21 protein-coding genes and 2 pseudogenes are annotated in these 25,625 nt (G+C 37.2%); 19 read left to right on the forward strand and 4 right to left on the reverse strand.

Going from position 1 to position 25,625, the window contains the following annotated elements; translation table 11 throughout:
• Positions 1-327: 327 nt before the first annotated feature.
• The 5 genes and pseudogenes from H6F62_RS11470 to H6F62_RS11490 form a co-directional block, all read left to right on the forward strand.
• Positions 328-1,134: pseudogene (locus H6F62_RS11470) on the forward strand (DUF1565 domain-containing protein); the annotation flags it as partial.
• Between the two features lie 379 nt (positions 1,135-1,513).
• A complete protein-coding gene (locus H6F62_RS11475; protein WP_190372105.1) occupies positions 1,514-2,152 on the forward strand; it encodes a COP23 domain-containing protein in 639 nt (212 codons plus the stop codon).
• A gap of 316 nt (positions 2,153-2,468) precedes the next feature.
• Positions 2,469-3,137: a COP23 domain-containing protein gene (locus H6F62_RS11480; protein ID WP_190372106.1), complete on the forward strand. Its 669-nt coding sequence runs from the start codon at positions 2,469-2,471 to the stop codon at positions 3,135-3,137.
• A 163-nt stretch (positions 3,138-3,300) separates the two neighbouring features.
• A complete protein-coding gene (locus H6F62_RS11485) occupies positions 3,301-4,134 on the forward strand; it encodes a serine protease (RefSeq protein ID WP_137909590.1) in 834 nt (277 codons plus the stop codon).
• Between the two features lie 65 nt (positions 4,135-4,199).
• Complete coding sequence (locus H6F62_RS11490; protein ID WP_242025989.1) at positions 4,200-6,077, forward strand: tetratricopeptide repeat-containing serine protease family protein; 1,878 nt, start codon at positions 4,200-4,202, stop codon at positions 6,075-6,077.
• 35 nt (positions 6,078-6,112) lie between these two features.
• Here H6F62_RS11490 and H6F62_RS11495 read toward each other — a convergent pair whose 3' ends face one another.
• Both H6F62_RS11495 and H6F62_RS11500 read right to left on the reverse strand, forming a co-directional pair.
• Positions 6,113-6,658 (reverse strand): redoxin domain-containing protein, encoded by a 546-nt coding sequence (locus H6F62_RS11495; protein ID WP_137909592.1) that lies wholly within the window; start codon positions 6,656-6,658, stop codon positions 6,113-6,115.
• A 144-nt stretch (positions 6,659-6,802) separates the two neighbouring features.
• The gene (locus H6F62_RS11500; RefSeq protein WP_190372108.1) at positions 6,803-7,414 is read right to left on the reverse strand and encodes a peroxiredoxin; all 612 of its coding nucleotides are present in this window, start codon (positions 7,412-7,414) and stop codon (positions 6,803-6,805) included.
• Between the two features lie 559 nt (positions 7,415-7,973).
• Here H6F62_RS11500 and H6F62_RS11505 point away from each other — a divergent pair.
• From H6F62_RS11505 to H6F62_RS11530, 6 genes and pseudogenes are all read left to right on the forward strand, one after another.
• On the forward strand, positions 7,974-9,596 hold the full coding sequence (locus H6F62_RS11505) for a hypothetical protein (RefSeq protein WP_190372109.1): 1,623 nt from the start codon (positions 7,974-7,976) through the stop codon (positions 9,594-9,596).
• Positions 9,597-9,673: 77 nt separating this feature from the next.
• Positions 9,674-9,928, forward strand: a pseudogene (locus H6F62_RS11510) (hypothetical protein); the annotation flags it as partial.
• A 147-nt stretch (positions 9,929-10,075) separates the two neighbouring features.
• Complete coding sequence (locus H6F62_RS11515) at positions 10,076-10,588, forward strand: IS607 family transposase (RefSeq protein WP_242025991.1); 513 nt, start codon at positions 10,076-10,078, stop codon at positions 10,586-10,588.
• Between the two features lie 27 nt (positions 10,589-10,615).
• Positions 10,616-12,061: an addiction module component gene (locus tag H6F62_RS11520; RefSeq protein WP_190372110.1), complete on the forward strand. Its 1,446-nt coding sequence runs from the start codon at positions 10,616-10,618 to the stop codon at positions 12,059-12,061.
• Positions 12,058-12,261 (forward strand): hypothetical protein, encoded by a 204-nt coding sequence (locus H6F62_RS11525; RefSeq protein ID WP_137907233.1) that lies wholly within the window; start codon positions 12,058-12,060, stop codon positions 12,259-12,261. The genes H6F62_RS11520 and H6F62_RS11525 overlap by 4 nt, the downstream gene beginning before the upstream one ends.
• 5 nt (positions 12,262-12,266) lie before the next feature.
• The gene (locus H6F62_RS11530) at positions 12,267-12,479 is read left to right on the forward strand and encodes a hypothetical protein (protein WP_228036604.1); all 213 of its coding nucleotides are present in this window, start codon (positions 12,267-12,269) and stop codon (positions 12,477-12,479) included.
• Positions 12,480-12,709: 230 nt separating this feature from the next.
• Here H6F62_RS11530 and H6F62_RS11535 read toward each other — a convergent pair whose 3' ends face one another.
• Positions 12,710-13,699, reverse strand: a complete 990-nt coding sequence (locus H6F62_RS11535; protein ID WP_137907234.1) for a PRC-barrel domain-containing protein — start codon at positions 13,697-13,699, stop codon at positions 12,710-12,712.
• Positions 13,700-14,332: 633 nt separating this feature from the next.
• Between H6F62_RS11535 and H6F62_RS11540 the strand changes: the two genes are divergently transcribed.
• The 3 genes from H6F62_RS11540 (at position 14,333) to H6F62_RS11550 (ending at position 18,915) form a co-directional block, all read left to right on the forward strand.
• The gene (locus H6F62_RS11540; RefSeq protein WP_190372111.1) at positions 14,333-16,744 is read left to right on the forward strand and encodes a type I restriction-modification system subunit M; all 2,412 of its coding nucleotides are present in this window, start codon (positions 14,333-14,335) and stop codon (positions 16,742-16,744) included.
• A 96-nt stretch (positions 16,745-16,840) separates the two neighbouring features.
• Positions 16,841-18,085 (forward strand): restriction endonuclease subunit S, encoded by a 1,245-nt coding sequence (locus tag H6F62_RS11545; RefSeq protein ID WP_190372112.1) that lies wholly within the window; start codon positions 16,841-16,843, stop codon positions 18,083-18,085.
• Between the two features lie 218 nt (positions 18,086-18,303).
• Positions 18,304-18,915: a Uma2 family endonuclease gene (locus H6F62_RS11550; RefSeq protein WP_190372113.1), complete on the forward strand. Its 612-nt coding sequence runs from the start codon at positions 18,304-18,306 to the stop codon at positions 18,913-18,915.
• Between the two features lie 401 nt (positions 18,916-19,316).
• Here H6F62_RS11550 and H6F62_RS11555 read toward each other — a convergent pair whose 3' ends face one another.
• Positions 19,317-19,568, reverse strand: a complete 252-nt coding sequence (locus H6F62_RS11555; RefSeq protein WP_137907239.1) for a UPF0175 family protein — start codon at positions 19,566-19,568, stop codon at positions 19,317-19,319.
• A 289-nt stretch (positions 19,569-19,857) separates the two neighbouring features.
• On the opposite strand from H6F62_RS11555, the gene H6F62_RS11560 reads away from it, so the two are divergent.
• The 5 genes from H6F62_RS11560 to H6F62_RS11580 all read left to right on the forward strand — a co-directional run bounded on the left by H6F62_RS11560 (position 19,858) and on the right by H6F62_RS11580 (position 25,538).
• A complete protein-coding gene (locus tag H6F62_RS11560; protein WP_190372115.1) occupies positions 19,858-22,905 on the forward strand; it encodes an HsdR family type I site-specific deoxyribonuclease in 3,048 nt (1,015 codons plus the stop codon).
• Positions 22,906-23,188: 283 nt separating this feature from the next.
• A complete protein-coding gene (locus tag H6F62_RS11565; protein ID WP_190372116.1) occupies positions 23,189-23,896 on the forward strand; it encodes a SprT family zinc-dependent metalloprotease in 708 nt (235 codons plus the stop codon).
• Complete coding sequence (locus H6F62_RS11570; protein WP_190372117.1) at positions 23,880-24,521, forward strand: type I restriction enzyme HsdR N-terminal domain-containing protein; 642 nt, start codon at positions 23,880-23,882, stop codon at positions 24,519-24,521. The genes H6F62_RS11565 and H6F62_RS11570 overlap by 17 nt, the downstream gene beginning before the upstream one ends.
• Positions 24,522-24,860: 339 nt before the next feature.
• Complete coding sequence (locus H6F62_RS11575) at positions 24,861-25,130, forward strand: hypothetical protein (protein WP_190372118.1); 270 nt, start codon at positions 24,861-24,863, stop codon at positions 25,128-25,130.
• A 9-nt stretch (positions 25,131-25,139) separates the two neighbouring features.
• Positions 25,140-25,538 carry a PIN domain-containing protein gene (locus H6F62_RS11580; RefSeq protein WP_347238708.1) on the forward strand — a complete coding sequence of 133 codons (399 nt, stop codon included), beginning with the start codon at positions 25,140-25,142 and terminating at the stop codon, positions 25,536-25,538.
• Positions 25,539-25,625: the final 87 nt, after the last annotated feature.

The following is a 25,625-nucleotide window of genomic DNA, read 5'->3' on the forward strand; positions in this document are numbered from 1 at the left end:
TGATGAACTCCTTCCCAGACTCCATCTGGGAAGGAGAATTTGCGGCAAAGCCGCAAATACAGTAAACACAGTAGAAGTTCCCGCTGCCATTCCCTGGCTCTTTTGGGAAACGAGGGAAAAGAGGCGAAAAGAGGGGAAAAATTTATATAAAATTTATATGTTAACTTTGATAAAATTTTAGTATTTATAGTGTATTATGTAATAAATAAAAGATGTATTCCTCAAGTCAGGGAGTAATTAATGAGAAACAAGTTTGGATTAGGAAACTCTTTTTTAGTGACAACCTTAGCTATATCTAGTTTACTGGGTGTCACCTTTGCAGCACAAGCCCAATTACCGCCAGTTTCATCAGTAATTTATGTTGACCCTGTTAATGGTTTAGATCCTGATCAAGCTGGAATATCAGCAAAGCCGTATAAAACCATTACTTATGCTATGAGTCGGGCTGAAACGGGTACAGTTATTCAATTAGCTCCCGGTAATTATAGCAGCGAATCATTCCCGATCAAACTCAAACGAGGGGTAACATTACGGGGTGATGAATCCAGCAAAGGTGAGAGGGTAGTTATTTCTGGTGGTGGTGATTATATCAGTAGCATTTTTGCTAAACAGAATATTACTATCCTGGCAGATCAAGATACCACAATTGAAGGTTTAACCGTCACCAACACCAATGAAAGGGGTACAGGTGTATGGGTAGAATCAACTAACCCAACTATCAAAAACAGTACCTTTATTAACAATGCTAGAGAAGGAGTTTTTGTTACAGGTACAGGAAATCCTAAAATTGAAAATAACCGATTTGTGCGAAATAGTGCCAACGGGATTTCCCTAACCAAATCAAGCCAGGGGGAAATTCGTAATAATTTATTTCAGAATAACGGCTTTGGTTTAGCCATTGGTAATGATTCCACAACCACCCTAACAGAAAATCAAATTATTCAAAACAAAGACGGTATAGTGATTTCTGAATCTGCTAAACCTTTAGTGCGTAAAAACACAATTCAGAATAACAAACGTGATGGTATTGTTCTCATTCATGATGCTTTACCTGATTTGGGGACTAGTAATAACCCAGGTGGCAATGTCATTGCTAATAATGGTCGTTATAACTTCCACAATGCTACGAAAAACAACACCATGTTTGATGTCACAACGACAGAAACACCTGATTCTTCACAAACCGCTGATTTATCCGCCGGTGATCCTAACATAGCACTGCTAAAAAAATGGGAACTAACACCTATGGACTGTAACTCTGGTAGTGAAGTAGTCACCATCATCATGAGTCGCAGACGATACTGCATTACGCCCCATCCTGACTTAACAGCTAAACGTTACCAATATAATCAGGCTACTGGTAACCTTAAAGCTTTAGCAGATTCTCCTACATCTACTTCGTCTCGTCCAGGAGAGGGTTTATAGGTTTCTGTATCAAAGTGACATTTAATAGTTACAGAAAAGCAAAGTCTTAGATTATCTCTTCCAATTTTTTTAATATTTACGAGGTCTTATGAAACATCAATTGAAAACAGCGATCATAGTAGCAACTTTAGCCTTATCCAGTATTTTCGCTTTGGGGTCTACAGTTCAAGCTTTCCCAAAAGTAGATAATACTATAGATGATAGTGCTGATTCAGATCTAGATCCCTCTGAGGAAGCTTATACAGGAACTAAATTCACCTGTGTATCTGATGAAAATGGTAACGTGGCCACCATTGGTCAGCGACCTGGTGGAGAACCCATTCCCGTAATTATTTGGACTTCAGACAGTTCCAAATATTTTGGTCAGAAAGTTAGTCCTCAAAGCCGTTGCCAAATCGTGACAGAAAGATTTAATCAGGCTGTAATTAATAGTGGTGGTAGCCTTAAAGATGTTGTCTTGACCAGCGGTACGGTAGGAAATAAAACCGTCATTTGCGTACTTTCCATCAACGATACTGGTTGTGATGGTGGCAATACTCTGTTTACTTTAAACCCGAAAAATGCCAAGAGACCAGACCAAGTTCTTACCCAAATAGCTCGAATCAGTCGTCAAGGTTCTAGTGCTGGCGTAATTCGGGAAACCGGGGGTCGTGTCCAGGTCAAATTGACTGCTTTGCTAAAAGGGAAAAGTGCTGCTCGAATTAAACCAGCTACTGGTGGTTTATAATAAGTAAGAGGATGTTTGGAAAGTATTAAGTTTAATTGCTTCAAAACAATAAAACAATTAGCTCCTGCAAAGCTAATTCTCCGACTGTAGTTTCCCCCATCGCCCTAACCTTATTTGACGAAGAAAGGGAAAAGGAAAAACCTTGGTTTTGGGAATGGGGGTTTCAAAACCTCTCCCCCCATAGAAAAGGTTTCCCGGAGGCCTTATGCAGTCAACTTGATGGGTAAACTTGACAACTTTCAAAATATTCTCTCACATCCTTAACTGGAAACCCTAAAAGTCTCATTTCTTCTTCTTTTTAACATTTAGAGGTCTTATGAAATATCAATTGAAAACAGCGATTGTAGTTGCTACTTTAGCCTTGTCTAGCATTGTTGGTTTGGGTTCTACAGTTCAAGCTTTACCACCTGTAGATAATAAAGTGGATACTAGTAGTAATAATTCAAATGTAGACCCATCGGAGGAAGCCAACACAGGAACTAAATTTAGCTGTGTATCCCAGGGTAAGGGTAACGTGGCTACCGTTGGTCAGCGCCCGGGTGGACAGCCTATTCCCGTCATTATCTGGACTTCTCAAACTTCAAAATACTTTGGTGATAAATTTAATCCTCAAAAGCGTTGCCAAATCGTCACCAAGAAATTAGGTGAGGCTGTAGCTAACAGTGGTGGTAGCCTCAAAGATGTTGTGTTGATGACCGGTCGAGTCAACAAAAGCAGTGTGATTTGTGTAATTTCCGCAAATGACACTGGTTGTGATGGTCGCAATACTCTGTTTACTCTCAAACCAGAAAACGCCAAAAAAGCAGACCAAGTTCTTGCCCAAATCATGCAAATTAGTCGTGAAGGTAGTAGCGCCGGTGTAGTTCGGGAAACAGAAGGTCGTGTGCAGATCAAATTGGAAGATGTGCTAAAAAGTAACCGTGGTCTGTCTATTGGCCAAGGCGCGAAAAAACCTGTTGTTAGAGATGATTCACGTGGCTTGTAATTATTAACTCAAGTTGCTAGTTATCTGAGTTAATCCAGGAAAAAAGTCATTTGTAATTAGTAGTTAAGGAAGAGATGAAGTTTTGATCTCTTCCCTAATTGCTAACATATAATTTCTTATAATTTGTAGGCATGATTTAATCCCCATTTTTTGTTTAATAATCATGTTTTCTCCCATAGCTCGCAGATTCTTTTTACTATTTATTACAACGTTTTCTGTGATTCAGTTGTATGCCCATTCCCACCCGGTAGTTTTGGGTGCTACGTCTTCTATAAATTTTGATATTACCGCCGCCGAAATTGCCAATCAAGTAACTGTCAGAATTTTCACTAAATTTGGTTCTGGCTCAGGGGTAGTTATTAAACATGAAGGGCAAACTTATACAGTATTAACAAATAATCATGTAGTTACTGATAGTCCTGAAGATGGTTATGAAATTTTGACTGCTGATGGTAACATTTATCCAGCAGAGCAAGTTAATTGTGTTAATACAAAAAAATTGGACTTAGCACTGGTGAAATTTACTAGTCCAGAGGATTATCAAGTGGTAACATTGCCAAAGTCAAAAGCTATTTCTGAGGGTGAAACAGTATACGCCTCTGGTTTTCCCGCTTGGCATTTTGTCTTCAAGGGTAAGAAGATCACTAAAATGGAAGAAACCCGCCATTGGGGAGTTAAAGCCTTTCAACTCAAAACTGGAACTATTAAAATGCAGCTGGACAAAACTCTCCCTGGTGGTTATCAATTAGGCAGCACTAATGATGTTTTTCAAGGCATGAGTGGAGGACCTGCCTTAAATCAGCAGGGTGAACTAATTGGGATTAATGGGCTATTAAAGTATCCTTTTCAAGGTATTGATGCTTTTACCTTTACCGATGGTACCATACCAAAAAAAGAAGATTATTTGCAAATGGAATCTCTTAGTTGGGCTATTCCTATTGACAATGTTCTTGATTTTCTCAAAGAACAAGAAATGGTTAACCAAGATCAAACATAATTACCAAGATATACAAAAAAACTCAGGATATGAATTTATATTTTACCAGGGTAAATTATACCATCTTGACTACGGCAGTAATCGCAACTATTGTAATTTCTCTACCAACGTCTGCTGCTGATACTGTTAGTACCCAAAAGATTGCTCAAATTGCTAAAAATACCTCAGTCCAAATTAATGCAGAGGGTGATCTTACTCCTGGAGGTTCAGGTGTAATTATTGCTAAACAAGGTAATATTTACACTGTCCTCACGGCTAATCATGTGGTATGTGATGATTTAGGACGGGCAGGAAAAATTACCTGCGCTACAGATATTACCTATTCTGTACGCACAAACACGGGCAAAGATTACCCTGTTAAAGATGTTAAAGTTTTACAAAAAACTAAAAATGACGCGGATTTAGCTATAGCTACTTTTGTCGCTACAGAAGATTATCCCATTGCTACCTTAGGAAACTCTGACCAAATGGTAGAGGGCGCTGATGTCTTTGTGGGTGGGTTTCCAGCGGTGTTTGGTAAAGTTGGATCTGCCAGAGACTTTGCTTTTACTACCGGAATGGTTGTTTCTCGCGCTAGTAAAGCTATTAATGGCTATGGTTTGATTTATGATGCCAAAACTATAACTGGTAATAGTGGCGGTCCGGTGTTTGATATTGCTGGTAGGGTTGTGGCAATTCACGGGTTAGCTGATACTTCAGCTAAGAATAAAACGGAAACCGGAGCAGTGGTGACACAAAAAACGGGATTTAATGCCGGGATTCCTATTAATACTTTTTTAGCTACAAATGAGCCAATTATTCAAAACACCCCCATGAAGAAGGATGATAGTCCTACGAATAAACCTGCTAATAATTTAAATAATCCTCAGTCAGCAAGAGACTTTTATGGTAGGGGTATTACTAAACTAGATCAATATAATTATCGGGAAGCTGCGGAAGATTTTACTCAAGCAATTAAGCTAGACCCTAAATATATAGAAGCATACTTCAAAAGAGGATATTCATATACCTGGGTCAGCAAACATCAAGAAGCCCTGACGGATTTTAACCAAGCTATTGTTCTTGATCCTAACTACTTAGATGCCTACCTCAACCGGGGTTGGAGTCAGCTATTCTTACAAAATGATCAAGCAGCCCTTGAGGATTTTAACCGCGCAATTCGTCTCAACCCTAACTATGCCGATGCCTATGCCCATCAAGGTATGGCTTATATTAAAATGGGAAAATATCAAGCGGCTTTGGAATCTTCTAAACAGGCTATTCGTCTCGAACCTCGCAACAGTTATGGGTACACTATTCAGGCAGATGTGCTTAATAACTTAAAAGACTATCCAGGAGCTATAAAAGTGTCAACTCTAGCTATTCTGATTGATCCTGATGATTTTAATGCTTACATTAATCGCGCCATAGCTTACACTTTAACTAGTGATTTTCAAAATGCACTTTCAGATTACCAAAAGGCCTCGGAAATATTTGCAAGACGTTATATTAAAAATCCTGTTTCTCTACCAGAACCACAGCCAAAACCAAGTTCTAATTCTCCAGCAGAACCACAGCCAAAACCAAGTTCTAATTCTTCTAGTGACCCAAATGTGGATATAATTAAAAGTTGGCAAGTAATTAATGTCCCCTGTAACTCTGGGGGAAAAGTAGTATCAATCGTGATTGATGGTAAAAAATACTGTGTACTTCCTCATCCCAGTTTAATGTCTAGGGGGTATCAATATAATCGGGCTACAGGTAAGTTAGAACCTGTTGATGCCAATTTAGAGCTAATTAAAAGTTGGGAATTAACTGATGTCTCCTGTAACTCTGGGGAAAAAGTAGTATCAATTGTGATTGATGGTAAAAAATATTGTGTACTTCCTCATCCCAGTTTCATGTCTAAAAGTTATCGTTATAATCGACGTACGGGTAAGTTAGAACCTGTTAGTCCCGATTGAGAGCTAATTAACAAGATAGCCGTTGCGAATCCAAACTATTGCCTACCGCTATATTTTTCTAGAAGTGTCTCTACACTGGCATTATGATTTAAGAAGGAAAATAAATGCCTGTAGAGCAGTTTTCCATCTTTATCTAACACAAACTGCGCTGGTAAAGGCGCTCCTAATGCTTGTCCAGTCTTATAAGTACGAAATGTGTGGCAACTAGGATCACTCAATAATGGCATTTTTAAACCCAAATCTTTGACGATGATTTGACTTTGCTTTTTGTCAGTGCTAGTAATTAATAGAATTTCAATTCCCCGATTTTGGAAATGTTCATAATTTTCATTTATGGCTTGAATATGGGGATAACAAAAGGGGCAATATTGCTTTTCTGTGAAAATTCTGGTAAATGCCAGTATTACAGGTTGTTTACCTCGGAAATCAGAGAGTTTGATGACAGTGTTGTTAGTAATATCTGATAATTTAAAATCAGGTGTTCCTACACCCAATCTAAAATTATCTAAGGCTGGTATAGGTAAAAAGTTATGGAAAAATCTCTCATTAAATAAGCCAGTAAAATCAGTTGCAGTCAGCATAAAGAGTAATTTGTAAGTAATTTGTAAGTAATTTGTAAGTAATTTCTAAGTAATTTGTAAGTAATTTGTAAGCACTAATTCCTAATCCCCAGTTATCTAACCAGTTATCTAACCAGTTATCTAACCAGTTATCTAACCAGTTATCTAAATAGTAGAGAAGTAGATTTTAGACTTGACGGGATCAGGATTCATCGTTTTATCTCCTGGTTGCCAATCAATAGGACAAACTTCATCTGGGTGAGATTGCACGTGCTGAATTGCCTGTAAGATTCTCAAAGTTTCGTCTATACTGCGACCAAAAGCCATGTTGTTGATGGTAGCGTGTTGAAGTATACCATCTTTGTCAATGATGAACAAACCACGTAAAGCAACACCGGAGGAGGGGTCGAGAACGTTGTAAGCGGCGCTAATTTCTTTTTTAATGTCAGAAACCAGGGGATAATTTAAGTCACCAACACCACCGGATTTACGATCTGTTTGCATCCAAGCGAGGTGAGAAAATTCACTATCAACGGAAATACCGAAAACTTTCGTATTCAGGTTGCTAAATTCCGCATAGCGATCGCTAAAAGCAGTAACTTCAGTAGGACAAACAAAGGTAAAATCCAGGGGGTAGAAAAACAGAACAACATATTTACCGCGATAATCAGATAATTTAATTGGTTTAAACTCTTGATCTACTACAGCTGTTGCTGTAAAATCGGGAGCTAGTTGACCAACGCGGAGGCATCCCTCTATTCCGTAGGTGAACATCATTAACCTAACTCTCCTTCTTGGTACTTATATCTATTTTGCAGCCTGGGCATATTAGTTAAATGAAAATTACTTATCTACACAGTTATCATCTAATTATATATTATTTTGTTATTATGAGATAATAGATCATAGTCCCAACGCTGACGGCAAACATAATAACATAATTAAGTAAGCGCAAAAGAAGTAAATATTAACACTAGTAATACTGAAAAATAGCCGAGATTCCTCAACTTTAGAAAACAGGGAACCGGTAAAACAGAAACGAAAACAGAAACTTAGAATATCATGATTTTTCCTGTTGAAATTAGCCGCAGTGGAAATTATTAATTAGGAATTAGGATAGATACAGGCAATGACAAAATAGTCTAAAATATAAAAAAATAATTCACAAGACACAAATTCGGGAATTAATCAATTTTGGCATGAGGGGCATTATGTCCATTAACCTCACTATTGATACTTCACTGATACTTCACACTTGATCATGAAGATAAGTCCTAAATTCTCTGTTGATAAAACTTCTATTCAACCTTAACCAATCTCAATAAACGATAACATTATGTCTTACGTATCCGTCCTCAAAAACATACCGGAAATATTGAGCCAACCCACTGGAATAGCGGCTATAGCTTCCCTTGGTATCCATGGTGCCATTGCCTTAATTGTGCCATTAATGCCAGTTAACTCTAGTAATTCTGCGAAGATTGACCCATCGAAAGCAGTTCCGCTCATGGAATTGAGCGCAGCTGATCAAAAGCGATTACCGCAACCTCCCAAAATATCCCAGCTTCCATTACAGCAACCCCAACTACCACTACAGCAGCAACTACCGGGCGCTAGTTTGGGGAACTTAACAACTATCTATCCCCCTTTGCAACCAGAATCCTTTAATCCACCATTATCAGTTATTCCTAGCTCACCTATTCCTAGCTCACCAACCAACTATAACATCTCTTCTCTGCCTAGTAGACAAGCTATCTTGGGACTGATTCGCAGCAATTCACAGCGAGAAATACCTAGATTAGAAGCCAGATATACTCCCTCAGCGTCTCCTGATGTCAATAATCTCAGCGAGAGAATCCCAGAAACCGAACCCTTAGCAATTAATAGGCTACCAGAACTCAAGCAGAATAATGAAATACCTGGAGAACCACTGAATAATCCATCTCCTGCACAGTATGATATTGGCAGTAGAACGTCAACAGAAATTTCACCAACACAAGCAGTGAAATCAGAAAATAATGTGATTAAAATTCCTCAAGAACAGGAAAAAATAGCTTTAACAGACAATTCTCTAAGTAAATCACCAGAAATACTCACAACCGAGTCTGAATTTAAAAGTAAGGGAACTGAGCAATTGGTGGCTAAACTGCAATCTTATCGCGCTTTCAGACAAAACATTCAACAGGAATATCCGAATGTCAAAGAAAAAGGTGTAATTCGTGAAACCATCCCTAGTGATACAGCAGAGATGGAAAGTACAGTTTCGGGAGCAGCATTCATAGGTTCAGATGGCAAGGTTTTAGATATTAAATTCCAAGAGACCAGTATATCGCCTCAGTTACAATCTAAAGTAAGAGCATATTTCAAGGATAATCCACCTCAAGCCGATAAGCAACTGATTAGCTCTTATCCTTTCCAATTCAAGTTCCAAAATAATCTCAATGCTTCTGGAGTAAGTTCTAAGATTCAACCTTCTGCAACTCCCAATCCAGAAAAAGTATCTACAACTCAAACACAACCCGTACTAACTCCCAATCCAGAAAAAGTATCTACAACTCAAACACAACCCGTACTAACTCCCAATCCAGAAAAAGTATCTACAACTCAAACACAACCCGTACTAACTCCCAATCCAGAAAAAGTATCTACAACTCAAACACAACCCGTACTAACTCCCAATCCAGAAAAAGTATCTACAACTCAAACACAACCCGTACTAACTCCCAATCCAGAAAAAGTATCTACAACTCAAACACAACCCGTACTAACTCCCAATCCAGAAAAAGTATCTACACCCCCGGATACTAAGAAGACCCTTGAGACTGCCACCGTAAATACTCTTAATCCTGTAACTTTACCGACACATAAAGATAATTCCCTTGCGGGCAATACTGAGTCTCATAAAAAACTAATCCAAAAGTTACGCCAAATCAAAGAAGAAAGAAAAAATCCTCAATAATCATTTGTCAAAGGGTAAGAGGGAGGAAAACCTGAGCAATTACCAGCCCCGACAGATATGATATAAGTTAATGAAAAATGGACTGGATTACTCTACTGCGATCGCTACAGTCTGACTTTCTCAACAGGTTAAAATCTGGTTGTCTACTTCATTGCGAAGTTGAAGGTCAACATAGTGAATTAACTATTATTTCTGGTGATAGATTAAAGACATTACGGGAATTTTGTTGGTTAATGACGGAAAAATATAAACGCACCTCCCCAGTCCGTGATGTTTTTATTAAAAACCTGAAAGGTAAATTAGGAGAAGAAGTTGTTAAAGAAAGATTAGCCATACTCTCTAATCTCGAAATAACGTAGTATACTGGGGTTAATCGTATTTAACCGAAAGATGAAATACCTAACCCCAGAACAAGTTTACAAACAATTTGGCTACCACCCTAAGACGACGGCAGAATGGGCTGACTTAGGGAAAATAGAATGTATTTCCCTGGGGGACACCGGAGATATCCAGAGTCAGCCTTTATCAAAACAGTTCCAACGGATAAAGAACGGGTTCTTTACGCCCGTGTCAGCACAAAAACCCAGTTGTTAGACCTTGACACACAAATAGAATTTTTAGGTAAAACTTACCCAGGATGTCGAGTCGTCAAGGATGTTGCTAGTGGCATGAACTGGAAGCGGAAAAACTTTCTTAAATTAATGACTCAAGTTGCGGAAAATCAAATCTCTGAAATTGTGGTGGGACACAAGGACAGGTTATGCAGATTTGGTTTTGAATTCGTTGAGTGGTTTTGCAACCTTCACGGCTGCAAAATTGTTGTGGTGAACAATGCCAAGCTATCATCCCACGAAGAGTTAATGCAGGATTTTATTATCATGCACTGCTTTTCCTCCAAACTTTACTTTCTTCGGGCTTACAAGAAAAAAATAGCCGAAGAGCAAAATATTCATGAAACAAATAGTAGCGAATACGAGTCAATAGGAATATAATAGTAAAAGACGTAGCAAACCAAGTTCATGAAACTCAAAGTAAAGAATCAATTAACCGTTACGAGAACCGCCATTTTAGGGACTAAAAAACTAAATACTTGGAAATCTAACCAACTTGATTTAATTGCTTTGCGTTTAGGACAACTGCGCTCTGACTTATGGAATGAGTTCGGCTCTTTAAAGGCTTGGGGCATTTCTAAATTTGAAATTGACAAACAGCTACGCACATCTAAAGACAAGTACCAATTACCTGCTAAGTTATGGGAAGCAACCCTTTATGATGTAATTGATGATATTCATTTAGTTCAGGCTGCTTGTATTGAAAAAGTGATGAAATCCCTAGGTCAATCATTCCAATCCTTTCAGTCTAAAAAAGGGGTTTTACAACTTACATTAGAAAGTCGTGAATGGTTGAAACACCCCAAGCTTTGCACCTTAGTTAGAAAGTTCTGGTATCGAGGTAACACAAAAGTTTGTAACCAAATTATTGTCAAGGCTTTTGATACTAAATTAGATAATAAAGGCGTGGTATGGCTGCGTTTTGGTGGACTCACAAAGGGTAAAAATCTGAAGTTGCCAACGACTTTAGCGACAGAAGTAAAATGTCAGTTAAGGCTAATCAAACGTAATGGTAGATGGGAAATACATTACACAACCGATATTCAAAAAGCCGAAAAAAAGACCAAAGGTAAAATAATTGGCTGTGACAGAGGTTATACAGAAGTTTATGCTACATCATCTAACGATGGTGCTAGATTTTTGGGTAATAATTTCGGTAAAATCCAAACAGAAGAAACTGATTACAGAACAGCGAAACAAGTTAAACGCAACAAAATCAAATCAGTTTTTGACAAGTCTATTGCCAAAGGGAACAGTGCCAAAGCTGATAGAATCAGACGGAATAACCTCGGTAAAATCAAGTGGAACAACCGAGAAACATCATTTCAAGGTAGGATTCAAACAATAGTTTTTACGGCTACATATCACTTGATGACTGATGCAATCAAGGTAGCTTTTGAAGATCTGACGGAAGCAATAAAAAGCAAAAAGCCTTTGAAAAAACGCATAAAGAGAAATGTTTCTTCATGGTGCAAGGGGGTAGTTGCGAATGCTCTCAAACAAGTTTCAACCCGTACAGGTTGCACGGTTGTTAGTGTTAATAGTGCGTATACGTCACAACTTGACTCCAGATTTGCTACCTTAACGGGTAGTAGAAATGGTGACAAGTTTACCGGACACGATGGGGTCGTAATGCACTCAGATACTAACGCTGCTGACAATATTCTAGCAAGAATGAGTGATGTTGAAATCACTCGATACATGAAACATTCCGATGTGAAGAAAATCTTGTTAGAAAGAAGTCAGAAGTTTCGGGATTCCTTGATGGAAACCGAAGCGATAACGGGCAAGGATAAGCCCCAGACTCTAGAACCTGAAGTCAGGTCAATCAGAGAGCGAACTATCAGCAATTGACACTGTTTGACCAAGGTTTAACTACGTTAGTTGTGTATCCCGATTTTATTACTGAAATAGATTATGAAAAACGCTTTGGTGGTGATGGTAAAAGCGATTTTACCCTCACCGCTAACTCTTTAATTGGGGTTGAAGTCAAATCTCGTCACGGTAGTATTGATAGAGTTAGATGGTCAGTGAGTGCGGATATACTCAAGTAATTAAAATGAATTATCACTATAATTACCACTATATTAATGCTTATTATAACCGAGGAAATGCCCGATTAGAGATAGGAGATAAACAAGGAGCGATTGAGGATTTTCATAAAGCAGCAGATTTATATTGGCAAGAGGGAAAATTAGCAGAATATAAAGATACACAGGCTAGAATTATAAAATTGGAAATAGAAGCATCTTTAGATATTTTAAATTTTTAACTATAAGTAACTATAAGTAACTATAAGTAGGGCTTGCTGAATAAGTCGTCTGTGAGAGCAGGGAACAGGGGACAGGAGACAGGAGACAGGGGACAGGGGACAGGGGACAGTTTTAACTGTTTGGATATCCTCAATTTTCCAAATCCGACAAAGAAAAATGCACCTTTACAGAAACAAACCGATACAAAAAATAACCCCCTTGACTACCAGTATCAGGGGGTTTACAAAACTTAATATCCGCCTTCTTCTTCGTATTCCACCTGTCGTTCCTTGACCTTTTTCGGGATATTTACCGGCTTTGGTGCATCATCCCAAGCATCACCATCTAAATCATCATCATAGTCATCATACTGGTCAGCGTAGGTCTTTTTAGCAGGTTTGGCCTCGTATCTAGGTGCTTCCTGATAACGGTCAGAGACCGTCGCGTCACTCCAGTTATCTTCTTCATCTTCTTCATACCGAATTGACTCATAGGAACGGGCTTTCATAACTTGACGCTGAGGCCTTTCTTCCTCTACGTAGTCTTCCGTCCATTCCTCTTCTTTGGCTACGGGTTCAGGAATACGCACCTTGGGCCGAGGTGCTTCCAGAGGAACACCGCTGGGTAATTGATTACTCGGTGCAACCGTCCGAGGTGGGGTATAACCAAATTCTTCTTCTGCGTCCCTTTCCCAAGGGGCTTTACCAATACCTAGCCGTTCTAAAACGCCTACAGTTAACTGGTTAACTCTTTCTTCAGCACCTTCAAACACAATCAAGCGACTCGGTCCAGTGCTGACAACTTCATCTATAGAAAGTTCGTAGGTACTTAAAAACTGGTCAGGAATTTGGGGTAATCCCAAAGCAGCAATGACTATAGTGTATATTTTACCTGTTTCGCCATTAAATTTAAAGCCCCGTACCTTGCCTAAAACTTCACCTGTTTCTGTGATAACTTCCCAGTTCATGAGGTTACTGAGAATCTCTATTTCCACATCTTCAATGACATCCTCATTATCAACTAAGATGACATCACCGATTTGGTTAATGGTGTTAAGATACATATTGCGAGGGAGACTAGAAATAGAAATAAGGCTGTCTCGCAAACTAAGCGCCACAACCTCTCTTTGATCTACATCAACCCAGACTTGACTCACGATACCTAACCGCTTACCGTTGTCGCGGGTAATTACCTGAGTGTTTAATATATCCGAACGTCTAATTACTTGCTCTGAGGTCATTATATACCTAGTCCTGATCTTTAATCCAGTTTATGTATATCACTATTTTTAACAGAAATTTGTCAGTTGTCACTTGTTAGTTGTCTGCTCCCTGTTACCTGTTGCTGTGGTGATTCTATCATCGGACAGCACCAACTCACAACTATCTTAAAACCAAATATCTCAAAACCAACTAAGTAGGTGAACGTAAAAAAACCGACACAAGTAACGAAAAGTAAAATTGCCCAAAACCTCTTCCCAGTTAAGAGTTAAGAGTTAAGAGTTAAGAGTTCCCTTGTCATAACGACAATTTTTAACGCCAACCTACTTATATCAAAAAATTGTAACTGTTTTACCGATTGTTTTTACATTTTAGCTAATCTTTCCCCATTTGTCCTATCTCAAAATAGACAGTTGTTAACAAAGTATCGCCAAAATGCCAAAATAGAGATCACCAAACCAGTTTTGACCCCACCCTAACCCTCTCCTTAACAACAGGAGGGAAAAATTGTGATCAATAATTGAACGCAAATAAACGCAGATAAACGCAGATAAGGAAGGATGATCATAAGATCCCGGACTTTTATGATAAGTTAAGACATTAATGAAAATAATTGAATTGAAAAAATCAGGGTTCTGAGGCTACTACACAAAATGGCAATTAAGAAAAGTGAACTTTACAGTTCTTTATGGAAAAGTTGCGACGAATTGCGGGGAGGTATGGATGCTTCTCAGTATAAAAATTATGTATTAGTTTTATTATTTGTTAAGTACATTTCCGATCGCTATGCAGGTGTAGAAGATGCCACCTTAGAAGTCCCTGAAGGTGGGAGTTTTCAGGATATTGTCAATTTAAAAGGAAAACCAGATATAGGGGCGAAAATCAATGAAATCATCCAGAATCTAGCCACAGCTAATGACTTAGGTAACATCTTTAATGATGCGGATTTTAATGATGGGGATAAATTGGGGAAAGGGAAGGAAATGCAAGATAGGCTGTCTAACCTGGTAGCTATTTTTGAAACCCCTGCTTTAAACTTTAGTAAAAACCGCGCTGATGGAGATGATATATTAGGTGATGCCTATGAGTATTTAATGCGGAACTTTGCCACCCAGTCAGGTAAAAGCAAAGGACAATTTTACACCCCTGGGGAAGTTTCCCGCGTCATTGCTAAAGTCATAGGAATTAACACCGCAACCAGTCAAGAACAAAGTATTTATGATCCTACCTGTGGTAGTGGTTCATTATTATTAAAAGCAGCAGATGAAACCGATGTAAATATCAGCATCTACGGGCAAGAAATAGATAACGCAACCTACGCATTAGCGCGGATGAATATGATTCTACATGGGCATCCTAGTGCGGAAATTTATCAAGATAATACCTTATCAACTCCCTATTTTAAAGATGATCAAGGTGGGTTAAAAACCTTTGATTTTGCAGTTGCAAATCCTCCTTTTTCTGTGAAAGCTTGGAGTAATGGCATTAAATTAGACAAAGATGAATTTAACCGATTTGAGGGTTATGGAATTCCACCAGTTAAAAATGGTGATTATGCCTTTTTATTACATTTAGTTGCTTCTTTAAAACCTCATGGTAAAGGAGCGATAATTTTACCCCACGGGGTGTTATTTCGGGGGAATGCGGAGGCAGATATTAGAAAAAATCTGCTGCAAAAACGGATAATTAAAGGGATAATTGGCTTACCTGCTAATTTATTTTATGGGACGGGGATACCGGCCTGTATTATTGTCATAGATAAAGAAAACGCCGAAAATCGGCAAAGTATTTTGATGATAGATGCAAGTAAAGCTTATATTAAAGATGGCAATAAAAACCGACTGCGAGAACAGGATATCCATAAAATAGTAGATGTTTTCAATAAACAGTTAGAAGTTCCCAAATACTCGCGGATGGTGCTTTTTACAGAAATTGCAGCCAATGATTATAATTTGAATATTCCCCGTTATATTGACTCTCAAGAAGAAGAAGATATTCAAGATATTGCAGCCCATTTATTAGGGGGCATACCTCAGCGCGATATTGCAGCATTACAAGATTATTGGCAAGTTTACCCAACTCTACAACAAGATTTATTTGCAGCAACAAATAGAGCAGGATATGTACAGCTAAAAATTGCGGTTTCCGAGGTCAAAACCTGTATTTTTAATCATCCTGAATTTATCCAATATAGTCAAGAAATTGACAAGGTTTTTCAAACTTGGGAAAATAAACACACCCCGTTATTAACAGCTATTCAACCAGGGGATAAACCCAAGGAAATTATTTACACCTTATCGGAAGATTTGTTAACAGCATTTGCAGATAAAAACCTGATTGATAAGTATGATGTTTATCAGCATTTGATGACCTATTGGTTAGAAACAATGAAGGATGATGTTTATATTTTAGTTGAAGATGGTTGGAAAGCGGAATTAACGGAAATTACCAATAAAAAGGGGACTATTACAGATTATGTCTGTGAATTGATTCCCGAAGAATTGATGATTAACCGCTATTTTCTCACAGAACAGGGGAAAATTGCCCAGTGGGAAATACAGAAAGATGATCTAGTCCGACAACAGGAAGAAATGCAAGAAGAATATGGTGGAGAAGAGGGTTTATTAGCAGAAGTGACTAATGATAGTGGGAAAGTTACTAAGACTAGTATTAATGTGAGAATGAAGGAAATTCAGAAAAATCCGCTTTTTGCAGATGCAGATGAGTTAAAGGTGTTAAAAAGTTATTTGAAATTGATTGAAGCGGAGGCAGAAATGAGTAAGAAAATTAAGGATCTGACTCTATCTTTACATAATCAGGTGCTTAAAAAATATCAACATTTAACAGAGGAGGAGGTGAAAATTCTGGTGGTTAATGATAAATGGATGAAGACATTAAAACAGGGTATAGTTAGGGAAATGGATCGGATTTCTCAACGGTTGACGCAAAGGATTAAGGAGTTAGGGGAACGTTATGATCTGCCTTTATCTGTGTTGAGTTCTGAGGTGGAGATTTTGACTCAGAAGGTTGAGGGACATTTGCAAAATATGGGAATGGTTTGGTGATAGTTATCTTTTGTAAAGGTAGAGACGTTCCATGGAACGTCTCTACAAAGGTTTAAAACGACGTACAGATTTGCAAAATATGGGGATGGTTTGGTAATGGAAATTAATATTAAGGATGGTTATAAGGTTACTGAGGTGGGGGTTATTCCTGATGATTGGGAAGTTAAGAAGTTTCGAGAAATATGTAAAGTAAATCAGGGATTACAAATTGCGATAGAGAAACGAATAAAGTACCCTACCCCAAATTCTAAAAAGTATATTACAATTCAATATTTAAATGGCTCAAAGGATATTGAATTTATAAAAGATTATTCTTCGTCAGTTTGTTGTTCTGAAGAAGATATTTTAATGACAAGAACAGGTAATACTGGAATTGTTATATCTGGTGTAAGTGGCATTTTTCACAACAATTTTTTTAAAGTTAATTTTGACAGAAGCCTACTTGATAGAAAATATTTAATTGAATATCTAAGTTCCAATAAAGTTCAAAAAATAATACTTACAAAAGCAGGTATAAGTACAATTCCTGATTTAAATCATAATGATTTTTACTCAATATCAATTCCCCTTCCTCCGCTTGCTGAACAAAAAGCGATCGCTCACGCACTGAGTGATGTAGATAACCTAATTACAGCCATAGATCAACTGATCACGAAAAAGCGTAACCTTAAACAGGGGACAATGCAGGAACTCCTCACGGGTAAGAAGCGTTTACCTGGTTTTAGCGGTAAGTGGGTAAATATAAATATTTTTGATACATCAATATTAAAAGCAAGAATTGGATGGCAAGGATTAACAACAGCAGAATATTTAAAAAATGGAGATTATTTTCTTATAACTGGAACTGACTTTTTTGATGGAAGAATAAAATGGGAAACTTGTTTTTATGTAGATGAAAAACGCTATTCTCAAGACAAAAATATCCAATTAAAAAGGGAAGATGTTTTAATTACTAAGGATGGAACAATTGGCAAAATTGCATATATTGATATTTTACCAATTCCAGCAACTTTAAATAGTGGGGTTTTTGTGATTAGACCTAAAAGCGATATATATTTACCACTTTATTTTTATTATGTTTTATATTCCTCTTATTTTTCTAATTTTTTAAGAAAACTTCAAGCAGGATCTACAATAGCGCATTTATATCAAAAAGATTTCATTGGCTTTAATTTTCCAGTTCCAAAAAGTTTAGAAGAACAAAAAGCCATAGCTGAAATACTAACAGACATAGACAAAGAAATAGAAGCATTAGAAAAAAAACGCGACAAATATAAAACCATAAAACAGGGAATGATGCAAGAATTGTTAACAGGAAAAACGAGAATAATTGATAATTGATAATTATAGGATCTTCCTTTGCGACTTGACGGGAAACCAAGACCCTATAAAATTGGTAATATTGACAGGACTTACGCAAAATATCTCTCAAATCCTCATTTCTCCGTGACCTCTGTGCCTCTGTGGTTCGTTATTCCATGAATCTTGCGTAAGTCCTATATTGAATAGAGCTTAAAAATTCGTGAACATAAAACCAACATCAGAAACAATATAAACCTATGACCTATACCCCAGTAAAAACCCTCACCTTTGAGCAATTTTTAATTGAATATGGGGACAATACCCGCTATGAACTAATTGACGGAGAACTCAGAGACATCGAACCCACAGGACCCCATGAAGAAGTTGCGGGAAATATTGCCGGCAGAATTTACACCGAGATTATTGATAATAAATTAAACTGGTTAATTCCCAAAACCTGCTTAATTAAACCCCCTGCTGCGTCAGCTACAGCACTGCGTCCAGATGTGATAGTTTTAGATAAAATCAAACTTAATCAAGAACCACTTTGGCAAAAAGAGCCAATAATTTGTTATGGTAATACTATTAAATTAGTTGCGGAAGTTGTCAGCACAAATTGGCAAGATGATTATGCTAGAAAAATAGAAGAATATGCCTTTTTAGAAATACCAGAATATTGGATAATAGACTTTTGGGCATTAGGTGGAATGCAATTTATTGGCAACCCCAAACAACCGACGTTAACAATTTGTCAATTAATTAATGGAGTATATGAACAAGAAAAATATCGTTTAGGAGATAGTATTTTTTCTCCTCTATTTGCAGATTTAAAACTTAAATTAGATGATACAGCAAGTAGCTTTGAGTGAGGTAAATATTATGCGGGCAAGATGCCCGCACCACAAGAGTTTTATTATTAATATCTATACTTCATAATAGCGGTAACTGCTGTATCATGCCATAAAATTTAATGAAAAATCAGGTTGTAGGTTAGGTAAAACGAAGTGAAACCCAACTTACAAATCTTTGTTTATTTGCGCTTTGGGGTGAAACATATCTGCTCATGTTGGGTTTCATGCTTCAACCCAACCGACAAATCTATTTATAACATATTAATGGTGCGATCGCCTTGGTATAACGGTAAAATTGTGCAGTGGCATATAATCTTATTTAGTCAGACTGTCTCTAGTCATCCTCTTAAGATTCTTGAGAAAGAACTAAAATACGCTAAGGGCAAGATTTGAGAGAGCAGAAGTATCACTGACGACAATCATAGCCAGCCCCGACTCCGCAGGTGTTGAACATCCTGCTCCAGGTCTTCCACATCATAATGGACGCAAATATTCCGGTCTGCCAGCAGCTTTTGAAAGTTCATTATGTCTATTCCGGCAATTTTGCTGGCACGGCTGAGGGAAATCCGCTGCTGCTGGAATAGGGCAATGGCTATTTCCCGGAGCCATTCACTCTGGTTAAAAGTTTCAGTTTTACTGAGGTTATCAGGTAGGTTTAGAGTAATTTGCATCAATTTGTCCTCACGCATTCACTTCTAATTTTCAGGAGCAAGTAATTCCGTTTCCAACCCTCAAAACCAAAATATCACTATATCCCAATATCCCAGATGATTGCAAAAATTATTCAACCCAACCTACAAATCTTTGTTTATTTGCGCTTTGGGGTGAAACATATCTGCTCATGTTGGGTTTCATGCTTCAACCCAACTTACAAATCTTTGTTTATTTGCGCGTTGGGGTGAAACATATTAAAATAATTAAATCCTATCAAACCGTAATTGTCACTAAAAGGGTTAAAAAATGAGTGAAGTAGGACAATCGGAACGCGCAACCCAAAACCGTGTAGTGCAACTATTCCAACAACAACTAGATTATACATATTTAGGAAATTGGCACAAACGCGACAATAATAGCAACGTTGAAAGCGACTTACTCACCATATTTTTACGCGATACCCAAAAATATAATCATACTATTATCAATCAAGCTCTTGATGAACTAAATAAACTTAATCAGGATACAGCTAAAAACCTTTATGACGTTAATAAAGAAATTTATGGCTTATTACGCTATGGTATAAAAGTTAACCCGGAAGCAGGTGAAAAAACTCAAAGCGTTTACTTAATAAATTGGCAAGAACCCTTAAAAAATAACTTTTATATCGCTGAAGAGGTCAGCATTAAAGGGGAAAATGATAAACGACCAGATATAGTTTTATACATTAATGGCATTGCTTTAGCGGTTCTGGAACTCAAAAGCAGTACCGTCAGCGTTTCTAAAGGTATCCGTCAAAACCTAGATAGTCAAGAATCAATATTTATTAAGTCTTTTTTTAATACAGTTCAATTAGTTGCAGCAGGTAACGATAGCCAAGGGCTGCGTTATGGAACAACTAAAACATCAGAAAAATATTATTTAACTTGGAAAGAGGACAGTTATCACCAGATTACAAACCTTTTAGACAAACACCTGTTACAACTGTGCGAAAAACATCGCTTTCTCGACATTATTTATAACTTTATCCTCTTTGACAGTGGTATTAAAAAACTCTGTCGCTCCCATCAATACTTAGGCATTAAAGCCGCCCAAGACCACATAAAGCGCCAACAAGGTGGGATAATTTGGCACACTCAAGGTAGTGGAAAAAGCTTAACTATGGTGTGGTTAACCAAATGGATTCGAGAATTTGACCCAAAAGCCCGCATTTTAATTATCACTGACCGGGAAGAACTGGACAACCAAATCGAAGGCGTTTTTTTAGGTGTCAATGAAAACATCTATCGAACCAAAAGCGGACAGGACTTAATTACCCAACTGCAAAATACCACACCCTCATTAATTTGTTCATTAATTCATAAATTCGGGAAAAAGCAAAATAATACCGAAACCCAAGAATATGAAGACTATATAAAAGAACTAAAACGTAATTTACCGAAAAAATTCCAACCTTATGGACAGTTTTATGTATTTGTAGATGAATGTCATCGCACCCAAGCGGGTAAGCTACATAAAGCCATGAAAGATATATTACCAAATGCTCTTTTTATTGGTTTTACAGGTACACCCTTATTAAAACAAGACAAACAAAGCAGTTTAGAAGTTTTTGGTAAATATATTCACACTTACAAATTTAACGAAGCAGTGGGGGATAAAGTCGTTTTAGACTTACGTTATGAAGCCCGGAATGTTGAGCAGTATATCACCTCCCAGAGGAAAATAGATCAATGGTTTGCAGACAAAACCAGCGGGTTAACAGAAACAGCAAAAGCCGAACTGAAAAAACGCTGGGGAACAATGCAAAAAATCCTCAGTTCCAAATCTCGCTTAGAAATGATAGTTAAAGATATCATCTCAGATTTTAGCACCAAAGAACGATTACAAAATGGTAAAGGTAACGCCATACTTGTAGCTGGTAGTATTTACGAAGCTTGTAAATATTATGAATTATTCCAAAGTGCAGGATTTAGTCAATGTGCGATCATTACATCTTATGATCCTACCATCAAAAGTATCAAAGGTGAAACCACAGGCGAGGGAAAAACCGATAAAATACATCAATATGAAATCTATCAAAAAATGCTCAATGGACAAAAAGCAGATAAATTTGAACAAGACGTAAAAAACAACTTTGTTAATTCACCCGCGCAGATGCAATTATTAATAGTAGTGGATAAACTATTAACTGGTTTTGATGCACCTCCCGCTACTTATCTTTATATAGATAAAAAGATGCGAGACCATGGTTTATTTCAAGCAGTTTGTCGGGTTAATCGTTTAGATAGTGAAGACAAAGAATATGGTTATATTATAGATTATAAAGACCTATTTGCAAGTTTAGAAAAATCCGTTCAAGATTACACTTCCGCCGCTTTTGCAGATTATGACATCGCTGATATAGCTGGGTTATTAAGTAACAGATTAGAAAAGGGCAAAAATGACCTAGACACCGCTAGACAAGCCCTTAAAGCCCTCTGTGAAGCCGTAAAACCCCCTTATCATACAGCAGACTATACCCGTTATTTTTGTGGTAATACGGAAAACCCAGAGGATTTAAAGAACACCGAACCGCAAAGACTACTATTATATAAAAGTGTCAATTCTTTAGTTAGAAACTATGCCAATATAGCCAATGAAATGGCAGCAGCAGGATATACAGAGCGGGAAATTTATGAGATTAAAAAAGAGGTTAAACATTATCAACAAGTTAGTCAAGAGATAAAATTAGCCAGTGGAGATTATATTGATTTTAAAGCCTATCAAAATGATATGCGGCAGTTGATAGATAGTTATATTGGTGCAGAAGCAAGTCAAATTTTAGCAAACTTTGAAAATCTAACTTTAGTAGAATTAATAGTTAATCATGGAGTCAATGCAGTTGATAGTTTACCCCCAGGAATTAGAAACAATCAAACCGCAGTAGCGGAAACCATAGAAAACAACCTGCGGAAATTAATTGTTGAACAACAACCCACCAACCCCAAGTATTTTGATAAAATGTCAATTTTACTCCAAGAACTAATTGACAACCGTAAAACCGCAACAGCAGAATATGAAAATTATTTACAGAAAATTATCATCTTAGCTCAAGAAATTCACCAACCGAGTAAATCATCAACTTATCCGCCCTCATTGAATACCTCTGCAAAAATCGCATTATATGATAATCTAGATCAAGATGAACAATTAGCGTTAACAATAGATAGGGTAATTCGTCAAACTAAACAAGATGGTTGGAGAGGAAATAAAGTCAAGGAAAGAATGATCAAAAATGCCATTAAGAAATATTTACCTTTACCAGAACAGATAGATGAGATGATGGAAATAATCAAAAATCAAAATGAGTATTAAATTAATTAAATTAAGTAAGTGAACGGAAAAAACCGACATACAGCAGTTCCCGATATTATGAAGTACAGATATTAATAATAAAACTCTTGTGGTGCGGGCATCTTGCCCGCACAAAGTGTACCTCACTCAAAGCTACTTGCTGTAAGTAACGAAAAGTAAAGTTGCCCAAAACCTCTTCCCAGTTAAGAGTTAAGAGTTAAGAGTTCCCTTGTCATAACGACAATTTTTAACGCCAACCTACTTAAATTAATGGGTAATTAAAACCATAATAAAAATCATAAACATGAATATGGAAACCTATCAAATAACCGTCAGTGAAATAATTATAGATGTGGTTAGAAAAGATATTAAAAACCTGCATTTAGCCGTTTATCCTCCAGACGGTCGTGTCAGAATTGCCACACCTTTACATATTAATGATGAATCTGTGCGCTTATTTGCAATTTCCAAATTAGCTTGGATTAAAAAAAATCAAAGTAAATTACAATCAAAACCAACTCCGAAAACAATAGAATATTTATCAGGAGAAAGTCATTATTTTCAAGGTAAAATCTATATATTAAATGTAATTTATGAAAATTCCCCTCAAGTGGAAATTAGCAATGATCAATATCTGAATTTGTATGTAAAACCCGGAAGTAGTACAGAACAACGTCAAAAAGTTCTCAATTCTTGGTATCGTCAACAATTAAAAGCACAAATTCCCCCGTTAATTACTAAATGGGAAAAAAATATTGGTGTGAATATCAATGACTGGGGAATAAAAATGATGAGAACAAAATGGGGTACTTGCAATATTCAAGATAAACGCATTTGGTTAAATCTGGAATTGGCTAAAAAAGACCAACAATGTTTAGAATATGTGATAGTTCATGAAATTACCCATCTTTTAGAACGGAGTCACGGGTCTGAATTTCAGGCCTTAATGGATAAATTTATGCCCAATTGGAGAAAATATAAAGAGGAATTAAACCGTGATTACAAATGCTAATAGCCCTACCCTGAGCAATCTCCGTCAAACCTTTGGCTTAAGACTCAATTCTAGCGATCGCTTTTTTGATGAATGGTTAAATAATGCAGCGACTCTAACCGAAGCAGAACTACAAGGACTAGATCGCTTGACTCGCAACTATACCTATCTCAGTCAAGAGGAAGCGCCACTCGAAGAAATTGTTAAGCTGGTTGTAGTATCGCCATTGCTAGATTTGGCTGGTTTCTATCAATCTCCTTTTTTGGTAAAAGCAGAAGTAAGTACCAATATCGAAGTTGCCGACGAAGCTAATGCTATGGTGGTTCAAAGCAAAATTGATATTTTGGTAATCCAAGATAGTTTTTGGATTTTGGTAATCGAATCAAAACCTGCAAAGCTAGACGTTACCGCAGGAATTCCTCAAGCACTCACTTACTTGTTGAGCGCTCCTAATTTGCAGTCAAGTTGCTATGGAATGGTGACAAATGGCAGAGAAGTATTGTTTTTGAAATGCGACCGCCATCAAAATATCCCTCAATATACGCGATCTCATACTTATCGCTTGCTTGAAAATACAGCAGAACCTATCCAAGTTTTGCAGGGACTTAAACAAATTGGGTCTTATATTGGCGATTTAAGTCGTTAAGCGATAGCGAAGCGCGATCGCACTGGCATGATTTTGACTTTCTCTTGAGAAGTTACTCCGAAAAAATCGCTTTTGTGCCAGTAATAAATAAGGTGCGTTACATTTCATTAACGCACCCTACAAGATTGTCGAGTAGCAATATTATGATCCAAACGGCACAGTTGAGCGTAAGCGTTGCGCGACCTAGGAATCGCGCAAGCGCTGACTTGTCAGTTCAGCGATCGCACTTAGTTAATCTAATCTACAATGGTTAATGGTTAATTATGCGTTATTTTTCTGATTTCTCAAGGAGAAAAAAGCTATAATTACTAGAACGTTATTTAAGGTAGCTTAAAAATCGTGAGTAAAGTATTAACCTTGGAACTCAATGATGACGTTTATAAAGTTTTGCAGCAACAAGCCAGTGCTGTGGGAATTTCAGTAGCCGAATTAGTTGCAACTTCTCTAAATCGTCAGTATAGCTTGTTAGTTAGTCCTCAATCTGATGTTGAGGAAGCACGTCAGCGTTTACTTGGCTATGCTGGTGTAATTAGTTTGGGTTACGCTACAGGTATAGATAATGAAGGCATTGATGCTGATCTGGCTAAGGCTTATGATAATAATTTATAGGGTATAATTGTGTTACTTGATACATCAGGGTTGCTCTGTTTTCTCCATCAAGATGAAGCTCAACACAGAACAGCAGTTGAATTAATTTCTAATTATAACGGTCGTTTTATCACACATAACTATGTTCTCGCTGAGTTGATAGCTTTGTCATTAGTTCGACGTTTTCCTCGTTCAACGGTGTTAATGTATTCGTTGGAATTAATGGAAAATCCAAATGTAGAGATGGTTTGGGTTGATGAAATTTTACATCGGGAAGCAATGGATTTATTGTTAGTTCGACAAGATAAAACATATTCTTTGTGTGATGCTATCAGTTTTGTGTTGATGCGGAAGAAAGGAATTAGGGAAGCGTTGACTACTGATAAACATTTTGAGCAAGAAGGATTTACTCGTTTATTGCAATCTTAAACTTAAATGGATTCTTTAACTAATCAATATCATCAGATTATTAAAAATGTTATTCAAGAATATGCTGATTTTTTTGGTAATGATTAA

The sequence above is a fragment of the Anabaena sp. FACHB-1391 genome, from assembly GCF_014696755.1.
Lineage (GTDB): Bacteria > Cyanobacteriota > Cyanobacteriia > Cyanobacteriales > Nostocaceae > Dolichospermum > Dolichospermum planctonicum.

What these genes read in the sequence shown, in the direction of transcription:
- H6F62_RS11475 (WP_190372105.1), top strand. Translation starts at nt 1,514, where the DNA reads ATGAAACATCAATTGAAAACAGCGATCATAGTAGCAACTTTAGCCTTA.
- H6F62_RS11480 (WP_190372106.1), top strand. Translation starts at nt 2,469, where the DNA reads ATGAAATATCAATTGAAAACAGCGATTGTAGTTGCTACTTTAGCCTTG.
- H6F62_RS11485 (WP_137909590.1), top strand. Translation starts at nt 3,301, where the DNA reads ATGTTTTCTCCCATAGCTCGCAGATTCTTTTTACTATTTATTACAACG.
- H6F62_RS11495 (WP_137909592.1), bottom strand. Translation starts at nt 6,658, where the DNA reads ATGCTGACTGCAACTGATTTTACTGGCTTATTTAATGAGAGATTTTTC.
- H6F62_RS11500 (WP_190372108.1), bottom strand. Translation starts at nt 7,414, where the DNA reads ATGATGTTCACCTACGGAATAGAGGGATGCCTCCGCGTTGGTCAACTA.
- H6F62_RS11505 (WP_190372109.1), top strand. Translation starts at nt 7,974, where the DNA reads ATGTCTTACGTATCCGTCCTCAAAAACATACCGGAAATATTGAGCCAA.
- H6F62_RS11515 (WP_242025991.1), top strand. Translation starts at nt 10,076, where the DNA reads ATGTATTTCCCTGGGGGACACCGGAGATATCCAGAGTCAGCCTTTATC.
- H6F62_RS11520 (WP_190372110.1), top strand. Translation starts at nt 10,616, where the DNA reads ATGAAACTCAAAGTAAAGAATCAATTAACCGTTACGAGAACCGCCATT.
- H6F62_RS11530 (WP_228036604.1), top strand. Translation starts at nt 12,267, where the DNA reads ATGAATTATCACTATAATTACCACTATATTAATGCTTATTATAACCGA.
- H6F62_RS11535 (WP_137907234.1), bottom strand. Translation starts at nt 13,699, where the DNA reads ATGACCTCAGAGCAAGTAATTAGACGTTCGGATATATTAAACACTCAG.
- H6F62_RS11540 (WP_190372111.1), top strand. Translation starts at nt 14,333, where the DNA reads ATGGCAATTAAGAAAAGTGAACTTTACAGTTCTTTATGGAAAAGTTGC.
- H6F62_RS11545 (WP_190372112.1), top strand. Translation starts at nt 16,841, where the DNA reads ATGGAAATTAATATTAAGGATGGTTATAAGGTTACTGAGGTGGGGGTT.
- H6F62_RS11550 (WP_190372113.1), top strand. Translation starts at nt 18,304, where the DNA reads ATGACCTATACCCCAGTAAAAACCCTCACCTTTGAGCAATTTTTAATT.
- H6F62_RS11555 (WP_137907239.1), bottom strand. Translation starts at nt 19,568, where the DNA reads ATGCAAATTACTCTAAACCTACCTGATAACCTCAGTAAAACTGAAACT.
- H6F62_RS11560 (WP_190372115.1), top strand. Translation starts at nt 19,858, where the DNA reads ATGAGTGAAGTAGGACAATCGGAACGCGCAACCCAAAACCGTGTAGTG.
- H6F62_RS11565 (WP_190372116.1), top strand. Translation starts at nt 23,189, where the DNA reads ATGAATATGGAAACCTATCAAATAACCGTCAGTGAAATAATTATAGAT.